This is a genomic window from Chryseobacterium sp. JJR-5R (assembly GCF_034047335.1).
GTDB lineage: Bacteria > Bacteroidota > Bacteroidia > Flavobacteriales > Weeksellaceae > Chryseobacterium.
Window position 1 is genome coordinate 2,564,267 of the sequence record NZ_CP139137.1, and the last position, 15,485, is coordinate 2,579,751.

Below are 15,485 nucleotides of genomic sequence, written 5' to 3' on the forward strand. Positions count from 1 at the left end.
TCCGGGGGCCATCTGATCTGTAAAAAAACAGGATGCCCGAAGGCATCCTACTGTTTAAATTTATGATATGCTTTTACCAGAACCTTACGTAAAGAGCAGTCAGCAAAAGCAACGTAACCACCACCATCACCAGTGTCCTGTTATCCACTTTGAACATTGAAGCATCAATGGCAAAAGCTTTCGGGTTCACTTTCGGGCCGGCCAGGCTGATCAGCACCATGACCACTACCGTGATAAAGAAAGACCATCCCATATTAATGAGAAATGGAATTTCCGTAATGGTATGAACAACACCGTTTTCTAATTTTTCATAGGTGAAAGCCGTGTATAGCCAAGTTTCTTTCCCGAAAATGCCCACTGCAAAACTGTTGAAGAAAACCGCGAGTAAAAATCCCAGAAGGACGCCTACCAGAGCTGCCGTTCCTGTGGTTCTCTTCCAAAACATGCCCAAAAGGAACATGGCAAAAACCCCCGGACTGATAAATCCCGTATACTTCTGGATAAACGTAAATCCGCCTTCTCCCCCGATTCCCAACACATCGGTCCACGTGAATGCAAGGGCAACGAACATGGCGATAATAATGGACCAGCGCCCTGTTCTTACCATCTGGATTTCCGTAGCATCCGCCTTTAAATATTTTTTGTAAATATCCAGCGTGAAAATGGTTGAAATACTGTTTACCTTTCCTGCCAGAGATGCTACGATCGCCGCCGTGAGTGCGGCAACGGCAAGACCTTTCAACCCGGTTGGCAGAAATCCTAAAATGGCCGAATAGGCACCGTCTTTTACCCCGTTGAACCCTGTTAAATGACCTTTCGTATATAAGACATACGCCGCAATCCCCGGAAGCATGACGATAATCGGCATGAATAATTTTAAAAACCCCGCAAATAAAATCCCTGTTCTGGCCGTTTTTAAATCAGCTCCCAAAGCACGCTGGGTAATATACTGGTTGCAGCCCCAATAGTTCAGGTTAACAATCCACTGGCCTGCAAAATACATGGCCAGGCCCGGCAGCACCACGTATTTCTGCACATTCAGGTTTTCCGGCATTGCCAGGGTTGTGGTTGTTGTGGCTGGTTTGTCTAAAATTAATTTAAAATGCTGCGGCGCTTCATTCATCAACGTCTGAAAACCTGCCAAAGCATTTCCTACCGCTGCCCCGTTGATCCTCTGATCGACAATCTGCAGTGCCATGTAAACAGTGGCAAAACCTCCGATAATCAGGACGGCTACCTGAATAACGTCCGTGTACCCGATCACTTTCATTCCGCCCAGACCAATCAGCAAAGCCATCAGCAGCAATCCGATCATGATGATATGGAGATTGTCGCCTCCCAATAAGGTATCAATTGCCAGAGCCCCGAGATAAAGGATGGAGGTAAGATTTACAATGACGTAGAGAAAAAGCCAGAACACCGCCATAATCAGGGAAACCGATTTGTTGTAACGGGTTTCCAGGAACTGAGGCATGGTGTAAATTTTATTTTTAAGATAAATCGGGATAAACCAGATGGCAATGATGATGAGCGCAACAGCGGCAAGCCATTCGTAAGCGGCAACCGCAATCCCTACAAAAAAGCCTTCACCGCTCATTCCGATGAACTGCTCTGCGGAAATATTGGAGGCTATCAAACTGGCCCCGATGGCCCACCAGGTAAGCGACCCTTCTGCGAGAAAATAATCTTTGCTGCCTGTTGCCGCAGATTTTTTCCTGTTGTAAATCCAGATCCCATATCCTGCGACCACCACAAAATAAATAAGGAATATGATGATGTCGATAGTTGATAAGTTTCCCATAATTATTTTTTAACAGAGAATTTATAAATTGTTTTAGTCTGATATTTTTGTCCCGGCTGTAATTCCGTTGAAGGAAAAGCCTTCTGGTTCGGGGAATCCGGATAATGCTGGGTCTCCAGGCAGAACCCGCTCCTTTTTTCATATTTACCACCGGTTTTGGTTTCATACTTCCCATCCAGGAAGTTCCCGGAATAGAACTGAACGCCGGGCTGGTCGCTCATTACTTCCATTACCCTTCCGCTTTCGGGATGGCAGACGGCAGCAATGGTTCTCAGGTCTTTTCCGTTCAGCATCCAGTTATGATCATACCCTTCACCCAACCGGAGCTGTTCGTCATCGGCATCAATGTCTCTGCCGATTGTTCTGGAAACCGTAAAATCAAACGGAGTTCCTTTTACTTCCCTGAGTTCTCCGGTTGGAATTATATTTTCATTTACAGGCAGAAACTGATCTGCAATGATCTGCATTTCATGATCGGTAATTGCTTTTGTAAAATCCCCTGAAAGGTTAAAATAAGAATGCTGGGTGAGATTGACAACGGTAGCCTTATCCACTATCGCTTCATATGAAATTTCCAGGGCATTGTTATCAGTTAGCGTATAAAATACGGTTGTGGTAAGCCGGCCCGGGAACCCTTCTTCACCGTCTGCGCTAACGTAGGTCAGTTTAAGGGTGGGAAACTGAGCATTTTCTACCGGTTCTACCGTCCAGATTTTGGTATCAAAGCCTTCTTTACCGCCATGAAGGCTGTTCAGACCGTCATTTGCATACAGCTTGCAGGTTTTCCCTTCTAAAGTAAATTCCGCATTGCCAATCCTGTTCCCGTACCTTCCGACCAGGGCTCCGAAAAAGTACGGATTCCCGTTGAAATAATCTTCAGGTTTTGTAAACCCTAAAACAACATCTTCATATATTCCGTTCTTATCGGGTGCAGTAAGAGAAATAATGGTACCGCCGTAGCCGATAACCTCTACTTTCATTCCGTTTCTATTGGTCAGGGTATATTTTTTAACAGAATCCCCCTTTCCGGTTACTCCATACTCTGAAACCTCTGTGTTTTCCATATTTTATGATTATGTTTTTTGATTAATTCTTTTTATTACAGCCGAAAATACATAAAACTGTTAAGAAATAAAGCGATTTATTTTCTGTTTTTTCCATAATTGATTTTCTCTTTGAAGAATTAATTATGGATTTATCTGACTACGGATCATCGTAGTTTTCAAACTTAACCCGATTTTATGAAAAGGCTGTAGGGGCAAGCCGACAGCCTTTTCTTGTGTAACCAGTTCAGGCTATTTCTTTATGAATTTACCTGCTGTGGTTTTCCCCGAGCCTGATATTTCAATAAAATAGATTCCTGAAGGAAGTTTTGAAACATCAATTCTGTTTTTGCCATGAGTTAATTTTGCTTTTTGAGATACGGTGCTTCCTTTTGCATCAATGATAGAATAATCTGCATCAGCCGATTTCCAATCAACAAAAATTTCATTTTCAGCCGGGTTCGGATACAGGACTATTCCATTATTATCCACCCTTACGTCATTAACGCCAAGCGTGGCAAAGCTCAACGAAAGAAAATCATTCGTGTAAGCATTATTTTCAGTAAGATACCCCTGAAACGAACTGATTACCGGTTCATTACCCGCTGTTACTTTATAAAATCCGGTAATACCGTTTTCTGTTTTCAGTACATATCCTCCCGCAGCCGCTTTTACGGACTGGTAAACACCGTTGATCTGGTTAACGGTAATGGCTTTTGGTGTAGAAACAGCACCTGATCCGGTGAATGTTTTGCTCCCTGTAGCATTGATTAATACGGGAATATTGGCAGGAATCACCCCATTTGAAACAGGCGTGCATACAACAGCTCCGGAACCAGGCTGCATTGTGTATGCCATAACCCCCGAAGGAACGGCTGACTGAAAGGGTAAAATAACAATACCATACCCATTAAAAGTTCTTGTATACGTGGCAGAACCCGTGTTAAAACCGAACGGCACCTGAAAATCTTTGCCCAGATCCGAAAGCACAAGGTCCTGGCAGGAATTGCCTGAAACCACATTGGTATTGCTGTTGCCGACACTTCCGTTAACGTAAAAAATACTATTGCGATTGGCAGAAGCACTGTTCCAGGTATTTGCAGAAGTTATTCCTGTAACATCCCTGAAGTCTATGGATGTGTAATATTCATTTTCCAGGGCATCCATGAGACTGCTGTCTGTAGGCGAGTAAGCCGATGCAAATTTTGAAGCTCTTTCATTTCCTACATTGAAATAGACATCTCCAAAAGTCAGGGTAAGAATAGAACTGTAGTTCCCGCTCCTGAGCCCGATGATTCCTTTGCAACCATACGGAAGTACTGCTCTGGAGATGTCAAATACTAGATTGAAGCTCCCTGAGCCCTGTGCAGGAAATGCAATGTTGCCATAATTATGAGACCTTACCGTTCCGCTGGTGTCTACATAATACAGGGTTGTATTGGAAGAAGTCGGCAGGCCGCTGGTGGTGTAGGATAATACATTAAAAATTAGTTTATTATAACGGTCATCCAGATTTAAATACCCATTGTTGGTATTTGTGTTTGAGCTTATCAGCGGAGTGGAATTATAGAAGGTAACTGTTTTTCCGCTCAGCTGGTAGCCAGTCCCGAATGCTGAATTGGTAGTGGCCTGGGTTTCAATTTTATTATAATGAACATCGCCGCCCGTCATTAATGATACCGGCCTGTCGCTGCTTTTATTAAAAACAAAGGTCATTACACTGGAAGGGCTCACCTGAACTGTCGGACGGAAACTTGCCGTACTGAAAGAGAAAGGTGATGAAGCCATATTTACAGATTGTGATGTAGTGGTCTGTACTCCTGAAGTGGTAAAGAACGGCAGGTCAACCTTAAGATCATACGTGCCGGAAGAAGGATTGATAACCACAAGGGTAATCTGGCTGCCGTCCGGCGAGATATACGACGAGCCTTCCAATGTTCCGCCTGGGGTCTCCCATTTTGCATCAATTCTGGTTTTTCCGGTGGTATTTTTAGCATACTGGGATAAAATATACCCTCGCTTGGTCATATTGCCGGAAGCTGTTCCGTATGTGCCGTCACCCATCAGCCCGTAATATCTTTTCGATGCGTAATGAATCCATGCATTTACATTTCCCAGCAATGCAGTATTGACGCTTTTTGCGAAAGTAAACCCATCGGTATTCCATATAAAATCTCTCGGTGTCTGGCTGCTGGGAGAATTCCAGTTGATCAGATATTCCGTCTGCCATATCTCTTTGTTATGATTCTGAAACTGCTTGTAGACAGACTGTATGGCACCGTACTGATGGCCTCCGTATACTTCAAAATTTGCCATAACGGCCGGGTCTAAAAATGCATTGGCATAATTATCCGTAAAACCGACACTTTCCGGCGCAATTACTTTACAGTTGATAAGCTGACCGTAGTTTTTCACAAAATTCGCAATTTGTGTCGGTGTCCAGATGCATCCCTGGTACTGTGCCATTTCATCTGGTTCATTCTGTATGGATATATAATCGAGAGTTACCCCATTATCCTGCAGATAAGTAACAAAACTGTTGAGATACAGGGCATAGTCCTGATATTTTTCCGGTTTTAGATACCCGATTTGCTGTATGCCGTTGGCGTCGGTATATACTGCATTCACATGGTTATTGGTTTTCCAGTCTGCGGGCATCGTCCACGGACTGGCGAACAGGGTAAGCCCCATGGATTTTGCCAGCTGTGCCGTAGCCAGAACTGCATTCCAGTTGCTGCTCTGATCCGGGATGTAAAGGCGCATGATATTGTAGCCTCCTTCGCTGCCAGTACCCCAGAGCTTCTGGATTTCTGTAGTCGTCATATGGTTGTATGCGAACTGCGGACTGCAGACAAAACCGCCGAAACCGGTAATTTTCTGATAAGCCACCGTCTTATCAATTTTAACTTTTGCCTGCACGTTTTGTGCTTTCAGCTGTACTGAAACGGCAATACCTGTAATCATTACAAGTATAAACCTGAAGATTTTTTCCATAGTAATAAGTAGTTTAATTATGATAAATAAGTTTAATGTATGTGTTAAATTATCATTTCGATATCCAAATATTCCAGCTTATTTCTGAAAATGATCCCTTCATTAAACCCAGCATCATTAATTTCCAACAATTACGATCTTCATTATTTTCCCGAATAATTGCTTTCCGGTGCTCCTAAATAACTCGGTTTAAGCCCGCCTGTATCAATTAAAATCTTTTCTAAAACAATTCCGGGCTCCAAAACCCTAAACCGTAAAGTGTGTTTACCCGACTGAGGAATCCGGTGTTTTGTGACTGATTTTATAATGTGTTCTGACTGCCATCTTCCCAATTCACCTTTATAATGACCGTTGAAATTGACGACCTGCGGCGTCTGTCCGTCGAAAGAAATCTCATATCGCAATCCTTTATTGTGATTATAATTTAAAGTTGGAGCCAATAACAGCTGGACATCAAACTCACCTTCAGATTTGAAATCAATATCATATTCCAGATAAATATTTTCATCAGCTTTCGGATAGGCATTTTGTGGAAAAGTAGTCACACCGGATCTGGTTTTCCCGAAATCAGGAATCACTTCCCAGTGGATCCGGGTTGAATTACTGATTCTAGCAAAATTTTCAGCTTCTATGGAAACATAGCCGTCTTTCTCCTGAAACATTTTCTCTCTGGAAGCATTATCATCATATACATAAGTAACTTCAGGCATGATGTTTTCTTTTGTATCATTCCATGTTTTGTAACCTATACGCATCTGGTCCATCATGTGTGTCCATTTTCCGCCGGCAATCTCATTGTTGTATTTGTTATCCAGATAAGCATTTCTCTCAAAACATTCTTTTACCTTGTCAGCGTAATCATTTGCTTTGGTGTCATATTTGGCAGCCAATTCCCTGTTTTTGGCTACGGCATAATACATTTCATACAAATTGCTGCATGCCTCAATGGGGTAAAGAACCAATTGATAGTAGGCATCCTGATATTCTGCCGGAATCAGTTCTTTTAAACGCAAGGCATCAATTGCCAATGCTCTGTAATCATTTAAAACCGTTTCAAATTCATTGTAATTTTCCAGGCTGAACGTTTTGCTGTCCAGCGTTTCCGGTGTTACGCGGCGATTGTATTTGGCATACCGATTAATCATTCCGGCAATTTCCCTCGAATATTTTTTTCCAAACTGCTGGGCGGCCCATTTTTCGGTATATTCCAGAAGGTTTTTAGCATTAAACTGTTTCGGGTTCCATGCCATTTCCATGAAAAAACTGATCGGGAATTCCATCGGTTTCAAATCGCCTACGTTGACTACCCAGACTTTATCTACTTTATGTTCATAAGACAGGTTCATCTGTTCCCAGATCCGCTGTACCGGACTGATATTGATCCATTTGGAATTTCTCGGGCCGCCTACATAATCAAAATGGTAATACATTCCGTAACCGCCTTTATGCAAAGGTTTTGAAAGATCCGGAAGCTTTCTCACATTGCCCCAGTTGTCATCACAGAACAGGAGAATCACATCATCAGGAACCTTCATCCCTTTGTCATAATAATCCTGGACTTCTTTATAGAGTGCCCAAACCTGAGGCGTTTTGCTTGGATTTTTACCGGTCACATTCTGAATAATTTTGCGCTGGTCCTTCACGATGTTCTCCAATAAGGAAATATTGGTTCCCTCTCCCATCGCCTCGTCGCCGTCGCCACGCATCCCGACGGTTACCAGTTTTTCCCAGTTTTTGCTTCTCACGATTCCCGCTTTCCAGAATTCCTGCAGGACTTTGGCATTTTTGGAATAATCCCAGACATTCGGAAGGTTGTTTCTTTTGATATACCGGTGCCAGTCGGTCTGTGCCTGTGCCATCGGTTCATGGTGCGAAGTTCCCATCACGATCCCCATTTCGTTGGCTAACGGTCCGCTCAAAGCATCATCGTCATAAAATGCTTTCCCCCACATGGCAGGCCAGAGATAGTTGCCTTTCAGGCGGAGGATCAGTTCAAAAACCTTTTCGTAAAATTTAGAGTTGATCCCGCCGAAAGTGGCTCTTGCCCAGCCACCGAGTGAGGGTTCTTCGTCATTGAGGAAAATTCCGCGGTATTCCACAGCCGGTTCTCCATCGGTATAGATTCCTTTTTTGAAATATAAATTTTCTTTCGGTTCTACCGGGACATCTGCCCAATAGTTCCAGGGCGAAACGCCGATCTGCTGCGAAACTTCATAAATCCCGTAAATGGTTCCGCGTTTGTCGCTTCCCGCAATCACAATCGCTTCCGGAACTCCAGGAAACGGATTGCTGACATTCTGAATGATGTATTTTTCGTGTTTTCCCGTTAAAGATCTGCCATCAATTTTTTTCTGTCTGATTAGATCATCAATCACGGATTTTGTTCCGGCAGTCCCGATGATAATCAGGGGAGAATTCATGCCTGAAATCTGATTCAAAACAGTAGGCTGCCCGTCGGTCACTTTTTGAAAATCGGATTGCAGGTTTTTAACAGCCCTGAGTATTCCGGCATCGATATTAGCATTTGTATATAATGAAATCCTTACTGATTTGTCTTTCAGAAGAATGGCGTTACTGTTTTTTTCGGTTGTTATAAACGGTTCGGTCGCCTGCGCATTCATGCTGAAAACAAGCAGCAGTAAAACCAGCAACAGCATTGGTAATCTTTTCATAATCTTTATTTATATTTCGATTTGATAAAAAATGATATCTAAAAATCTGTAGAGTTTTTAATCCTTGACTGGTATCGTTGAACCTTTTCAGGATTCGTCTTTTGTATGCTCTGTTTTTCCGTAGATGCCAATACAGCTATCTATATTGAATCCTACGTATTCTTTTTGAGATCGAATCTCCTGCAGCCTGAAGTGCCTCTCTTCTTTCCTGATAACACAAAACCTGAAGCAAATACAACTGATTTATTCATCAACTTTTTATTTGTATTTCTAATACTTATTAATTTGGATAAAAAATAACGGCCGTTAATTATTTTTCTATTTTTAATATTTAATCCTTTATTAACATTACATTCTTTCAATTTATTACCACAGGTTTCACCTACAGCTATTAATATTGAACCCTTCGGATTCACTTGTGGCTAATCGTATGCAGCCCGACCTGAGAGGAGCTCTTTTTGTGCAGCAAGCGGAACAAAAAAGCGGGAACGGAGGGCGGATAAAGCTGCCCAAAATATCACATTATTTTTTTATTTTAAACCCGTATTTACCCTGAAAAAATCAACATCTACAAATCCTCCGGTACTTTTTGTTGCATAATTAAAAATGGCAAATTTAGATCCCATAAATAACTTCCTGTAATCGAAAATCATTTTATAATCTTTCGCCATTTCTGTCCAGTTTTTCTGGTCGGTGCTGTAAGAAAAATCCGCGAGGTCTTTTCCAGGGTTAAAATCTGCTTCAATACGGAGATAGATTCTATCTGAAGTTAAAGGGATGCGTTTCAGCTCTTCCTTTTTTACTCCGGTAATTGCTTTCGTTTTATGATCTAAACTGACTTCATGGGTGGAAAACGTCAAAAATTTCTGGCTGCCTTCTTTTATCACCTCGAGCAATCCGGAATCCCCATTAAATGCACCGAAACCAGCAACATCGCCGTCTTTCATTCCTGTTAAATCCAGCGCTACAACAGCACCTGATTTTGGTCCGGTCATTCTTTGCGTCAACGTATTCGGAGCAGCATAAATATTATCAGCTATCCTGCCCGTTTTTAATCTCAAAAAACCTTTTCGTTCAGACAAAGACCAGGCTTCGTTTACGGGATTATGGTTCCACTGCCACTGGATTTTTAATTTTTTATCTGAAAACTCATCGCTTTCCACAATATTGTTTTTCGGTTTAAACGGTGGAAGCGGAACATTACCGTTCAATGGAACTTTTCCGTTATCACCCAAAACCGGCCAGTCATTTTCCCATTGTACGGGAATCAAAAGCGGAACCCGCCCTACTCCGCCTCTGTCCTGAAAAATAAGCGAATACCAGTTACCGTTTTCATCATCAATTAAAGCGCCTTGTCCGGCATAAGAAAATCCGAGAAAGTTGTCTTCCAGAATAACTTTTTTCTCGTAGGGCCCGGTCACTTTATCAGCTTTGTAAACTACCTGGCGGCGTTTTTCACCTTTGGGCCAGGAAATCATCATCATATAATATTTTCCGTTTCTTTTAATGATCTGATTGCCTTCGAGAAGTCCGGTTTCTGACGAATCTTTCTGAAAAACCACAGTTCCTTCGGGATTCCCAATCACTTCTGTAAAATCAGGGCTCAGTTCAAAGACTTTATTGGAAGTGAAGACATACACTCTGTCGTCATCGTCAAAGAGCAGTGAAGCATCGTGAAAATGCCTGGACCTTGTAATCAGTTTCCAGCTGCCTTTTTCCGGATTGCCCGTTACATAGATATAAGATCTGAAAGGTTCGTCATTCGGGGAAAATAGCACGTAATATTTTCCTTTGTGATAGCGGATGGAAGATGCCCATTGCCCGCGGCCGTAAACCGTTCCGTCCAATAAATCGTATCTAGAATTGTCATTCAGTCTGTCAAAAACATAACCAGACATTTCCCAATGCACCAAATCTTTGGAATGCATCACCGGAGCTCCCGGCATCAGGTGCATTGTGGTGCTTACCAGATAAAAATCACTGCCATTTCTTGTCACCGACAAATCCGGCGCATCTGCCCAAATAATGGGATTGGTAAACGGTGTCTCCTGCTTTTTCTGAACAGGATTTACCTGGGCCGAAAGAAGATTCAGCCCGATAAATCCATAAAAAGAAACTATATAAAATGATTTTTTAATTTTCAAGATTTATTATTTTGACGGTTTACTTTAAATTTCTCTCCTGCAGATTATTGTGTTATTAAAATCTGCATAATCAGGGATTATCATTTTTTAATCAGGTTTAATATCGTTAGCCGACGTACTGTACAAACCAATCAAACTACCCGTAAAACCACCTGCAACATCTGTGGATAAAATATCTCCGGAAACCGGACCGCCGAGGTTTTTGAAGTTTTTGCCATCCAGGGAATAATTAAACTGATGTTCATCCTTTTCCCCGGCTACCTGCAATTTGATTGGTTTGGAAAGTGCAATCTTTTCGCTGGCAATCAGTTTGGATTCTCCTTTTTCCGTTCTTTCCAGAACGATGTAAAAATCCTTATCTTTTTTTGTAATCCCGAAAACGTAGTTGAATTTTTCACTCTGATAGCAGGTAATCCCTGCCAGTTCTTTTTCAGATTTCGGCTTGTAATCAAGCGTTACGGAAGTTTCAAAATCTTCATGCTGCAGCCTGTAAAATAATGCCGAAACCGGGGCCAATGCTTTGATATTGGTTTCAAAAGGAGCTACTTTCACTCCGTTTTTAGTGATACTGATGAAATTCTCCCGGGGTCCCCGCATGGCTACCCATCGGAAATCCAGGTTTTTATCCGTCAGCTTATCGGAATAAGTGAAGTTTCCGTTCGGGAAAAATCCGTTTTGGCCGACCTGGTTTTTAACGCCTTCCGGCATTTTTAATTTCGGTTTCATCGGGACCAGTCCGTTCTGGAAGACAGGATACGTTCCGCTCCAGTCCACCGGAAGAATGAAAGTCTCACGGCCGCTGTTGACCCTGTTGTTTACATTCGGGCGGATAGCCAGAAAAACCCCGTAATATTTACCGTCCGGCGTTTCCACCAAATCCGCGTGGCCCGCCCAATCCACTTTGTCTTTCCGGTCTTTCGGGAAATAGCGCTGGGTCAAAATCGGATTATTTCCTGCAGGAACAAACGGACCTTTGGGAGCATCTGACATAAAAATAACTTCGCTGTGGTTGCCGCCTGTTCCGCCTTCCGCACACATCAGAAAATATTTCCCGTTCTTTTTATATAAATGCGGACCTTCTATCCAGATGGGTTTTTGGGAAAGATCAACACCGCCATTTACGATGATTTTATCTGAACCTGCAATTACCTGGTCTTTTTCAAGATCATAATCCCACATTTTGATGACACGATGGCCATTGTACTGCTCGGTTCCTTTTGGCGGCGCATCATTGTGAACGATATAGGCCTTACCGTCATCATCAAAGAAAATCGAAGGGTCGATGCCGTCAAAATTCAGTTTTTGCACTTCGCTCCAGCCTTTAGCAGGATCTTTGGTTTTTACGACCATATTCCCGATTCCGCCGGCAATCTGCGTGGTGATCATATAAAAAGTGTCGTTGTGCTTATTGTATTTAATATCCGGGGCATAAATTCCCTGTGAAACGCCTGATTTCTCGACTTTCAGCTGTGAAGGCCTGTCCAGAACGTGCCCCACCTGCTTCCAGTTGACCAAATCTCTGGAAGTAAAAATTGGAACCCCGGGAAACATTGAAAATGAAGAGTTGACTAAGTAATAATCGTCTCCTTTTTTGGTAATACTCGGATCCGGATAGCATCCCTGAAGAATAGGAGAATAAAATTCGCCTTCTTTCAATGGATTGTCTGTGTATATTTTATCATTTCCACGGTAGGAAAAGTCTGAAAAAGTCTGTGCAGAAAAGTTATTTAGGGAAAGCAGGGAAACTGCAGTTGCCAAAGTGAGCCTGTTTCTTAAAAAAGCCGAATCTATTATTTTCTGTTTCATATATAGATTTTTATCGTTTTAAATTAATACTGAATTTCAGATGGTTTTGTCATGATTTTATGCTTTGATTTGATCATCAGGCTTTGCATTCTTCCTGTTCAGGAACCAGATAATTCCCCATGCGGCAATGTATGATATCCCGGCAATGAAAAATATAATATTGTATCCTCCGTTGATGTTTCCCGCTTTTTTGAAGGTGTCCAGGACAATTCCGATAAACAGCGGGAAAATGATCCCTGCTGCCGAGCCGAGCATTCCGCCGAATCCAATGACGGAGCTTACATAATTATTGGGTAATTTATCCCCGACCGTTGTCATCAGATTAGCTCCCCAGCCCTGATGTGCTGCCGTTGCCAGTGCAATGATAAAGGTAATGAGCCATACATTGTCTACGTATTTTGAGAACATCACAGGAACCACCATCAATGCAAAAAGCAGCATGGTAAAGCTCCTTGCCCTTCCAATTCCCCAGCCTTTTTTAATCAATAATGAAGAGAGGTACCCGCCGCCAATACTGCCGATTGTGGTTCCGCTATAAATGATAATTAAAGGAACGGAAGGTTTGGTCATATCCATTTTGAACACGTCTGAAAAATAAGCCGGAAGCCAGAACATAAAGAAATACCAGATCGGGTCGGTCATTATTTTACCAACCGCAAAGGACCAGGTTACTTTGTGCCTTAATATTTCTGACAGCGGAACTTTGGACTTTTCCTGTATTTTTCCGTCTTGGTCACTTTTGATGTACTGTAATTCTTCCGGGCTCAGGTTTTTGCTTTTCTCCGGGATTTTATAGAACCTCCACCACAGGACAATCCATACCAGTCCCAGGGCACCGATCCATACGAAGGTTTCCCGCCATCCGTAATGTCCGAGAATAAACGGTACAAGAAGCGGTGCCAAAATGGCTCCCACCGTGGCCCCGGAATTAAAAATACCTGTTGCCAGGGCTCTTTCTTTTTTCGGAAACCATTCTGCCACCGATTTTATCGCGGCCGGAAAATTTCCGGCTTCGCTGATTCCGAGTGTGCTTCTTGCGATTAAAAAGCCAACGGTGCTTTTCACAAAACCGTGGCCTATGGAAGCCAGGCTCCAGACAATCAACGAAACAGCATACCCAATTTTGGTACCTACCCTGTCTATAAACCTTCCCATTGCGAGATATCCGATGGCGTAGGTAGTGGTAAACGCCATTACGATATAGCTGTAATCTTTTTCGTCCCACCTGAATTCTTTTTCAAGAACAGGTTTCAGCAGCCCCATAACCTGGCGGTCAAGATAATTGATGGTGGTAGCGAGAAAGACCAAAGACAGCATAAACCATCTTATGTTGCGGTTTTTAGGAGCCTGCATTTAGTTTTGATTAAGTTGTTGTAATAAATTCCGGACTTTTTCCGTAAGCTGCCCTGCCGTAAATTCTGTTTTGATAAGCGAACTTCCCAAACCGACAGCAATGGCGCCACCTTCGAGCCAGTTTTTAATGTCTTCGGCATCAGCACTGATTCCCCCGGTCGGCATAAAATTCATTTCCGGAAAAACAGGCTGAATGGATTTGATATAATTTTTACCTAAAGCATCTGCCGGAAAAATCTTTACCAAACGAAATCCGTTCTGAAATGCCACATTAACATCCGACGGTGTAAAACATCCCGGAACCAACATGATCTTTTTTTCAGCAGCATGTTTGGCAAGCTCTTCGCTGATCACCGGTGTAATAATGAAGTCTGCTTTTGCAGCAGCATAACCATCCATCTCTTTTATATTTTTCACGGTTCCGATCCCTAATAAAAGTCCGGGGAATTCTGTGGATGAAATTTCTTTCAGCTTTGTAAAATTTTCCAGTGCCTGACTTCCACGATTGGTGTATTCGATTATACGGATGCCTCCGTCGTATAAAGCCTTGATAATTTTTTCTGAAGCCTCAAAAGATTCGTGGTAAAACAAAGGAATGATTTTCTGATCTTTTATTTTCCTGATGGTTGCATTCATAATTCTTCAATATTAATACGGTCATTAATGGTATCACCCTTTATAAAAAGCTTTCTGAAAGCTACTTCCGTGGCGTCTTCCAAAATCTGCTGCGGTGGATTTGTTTTTAAAATTCCGTGGATCAATGCTGCCATAAATGCATCGCCGCTCCCTACTCTTTCCTCAATTTTATCCGATTGGTACTGCTGCGAAACCAGAAGTTTTCCATCAGCATATAAGGTGGAAAAATAATGAACTTCTTCGCCACTTGTGAAGCGGAATGTATTTGCGATCATTTCAACATCGGGATAGATTCCCTGGATTTCTGATGCTGACTGTTCTGCCTGTTTTAAAAGGTTTTGATCATCATAACTTCCATTCAATCCGTATTTGACGGGAATATCCAGGAATTGCTGAACGGACCAGATGTTTCCCATCAAAACATTCACAAAAGGCATCAGATGTTTTATTTTATCTGACGGGTTTTTATCCTGCCAGAGTACTGCGCGGTAATTCAGGTCAAGAGAAACCGTAATGCTTCTTGCAGAAGCTTCTTTCATTAAATCCAGACACTTCAGGTATGCATTTTCACTCAAAGCCGGTGTAATGGTACTGATGTGAAGCCATTTGACCTCTGAAAGCACCTCATCCATACTGAAAGCACTGAAATCCGACTGTGTGAAAACCGATGGAAAACGGTCATAAACCACCGATGCATTCTGCATGTCACCATCCGAAGGCAGGTAAAAGGTCCCGATTCTGCCGTTGTTTTTTTCTGCGAGAATCTCAATCCCTTTATTTCTCAATTGGGACTGCAGCTGCTCTCCCATAAAATTTCCGGGCAAAGCGGAAAGGAGCTTTACCGGGTTTTTCCATTGTGCAAGGGCTGCAGCCACGTTATATTCTGCACCGCCTGTAAAAACTTTGAAAGACTGCTCATTCAGCCAGTTTCCATCAGAGTCCGGAGCGAAATGGAGAAGAAGCTCCCCGAAGCAAAGTATTTTTTTTGAAGCTGTCATATCATGTACTGCCTTATTTCTGTTTTTCTCTTTCAGAT

General features: G+C 42.5%; 9 protein-coding genes. All 9 read right to left on the reverse strand.

Features of this window, described 5'->3' with window-relative positions:
- Window positions 1–73: 73 nt before the first annotated feature.
- The gene (locus SD427_RS11335) at window positions 74–1,801 is read right to left on the reverse strand and encodes a sodium:solute symporter family transporter (RefSeq protein WP_320557908.1); all 1,728 of its coding nucleotides are present in this window, start codon (window positions 1,799–1,801) and stop codon (window positions 74–76) included.
- Between the two features lie 2 nt (window positions 1,802–1,803).
- Window positions 1,804–2,865 (reverse strand): aldose epimerase family protein, encoded by a 1,062-nt coding sequence (locus SD427_RS11340; protein WP_320557909.1) that lies wholly within the window; start codon window positions 2,863–2,865, stop codon window positions 1,804–1,806.
- Window positions 2,866–3,096: 231 nt separating this feature from the next.
- A complete protein-coding gene (locus SD427_RS11345; protein ID WP_320557910.1) occupies window positions 3,097–5,838 on the reverse strand; it encodes a T9SS type A sorting domain-containing protein in 2,742 nt (913 codons plus the stop codon).
- A gap of 143 nt (window positions 5,839–5,981) precedes the next feature.
- Window positions 5,982–8,510 carry a glycosyl hydrolase 115 family protein gene (locus SD427_RS11350; protein ID WP_320557911.1) on the reverse strand — a complete coding sequence of 843 codons (2,529 nt, stop codon included), beginning with the start codon at window positions 8,508–8,510 and terminating at the stop codon, window positions 5,982–5,984.
- 530 nt (window positions 8,511–9,040) lie between these two features.
- Entirely contained in the window at window positions 9,041–10,654 is a 1,614-nt protein-coding gene (locus SD427_RS11355) for a glycoside hydrolase 43 family protein (RefSeq protein WP_320557912.1), read from the reverse strand.
- An 87-nt stretch (window positions 10,655–10,741) separates the two neighbouring features.
- Window positions 10,742–12,460 (reverse strand): glycoside hydrolase family 43 protein, encoded by a 1,719-nt coding sequence (locus tag SD427_RS11360; protein WP_320557913.1) that lies wholly within the window; start codon window positions 12,458–12,460, stop codon window positions 10,742–10,744.
- Window positions 12,461–12,517: 57 nt separating this feature from the next.
- The gene (locus tag SD427_RS11365) at window positions 12,518–13,813 is read right to left on the reverse strand and encodes an MFS transporter (RefSeq protein ID WP_320557914.1); all 1,296 of its coding nucleotides are present in this window, start codon (window positions 13,811–13,813) and stop codon (window positions 12,518–12,520) included.
- Window positions 13,814–14,449, reverse strand: a complete 636-nt coding sequence (locus SD427_RS11370) for a bifunctional 4-hydroxy-2-oxoglutarate aldolase/2-dehydro-3-deoxy-phosphogluconate aldolase (RefSeq protein WP_320557915.1) — start codon at window positions 14,447–14,449, stop codon at window positions 13,814–13,816.
- Complete coding sequence (locus SD427_RS11375) at window positions 14,446–15,447, reverse strand: sugar kinase (protein WP_320557916.1); 1,002 nt, start codon at window positions 15,445–15,447, stop codon at window positions 14,446–14,448. Before SD427_RS11375 ends, SD427_RS11370 begins: the two co-directional genes overlap by 4 nt.
- Window positions 15,448–15,485: the final 38 nt, after the last annotated feature.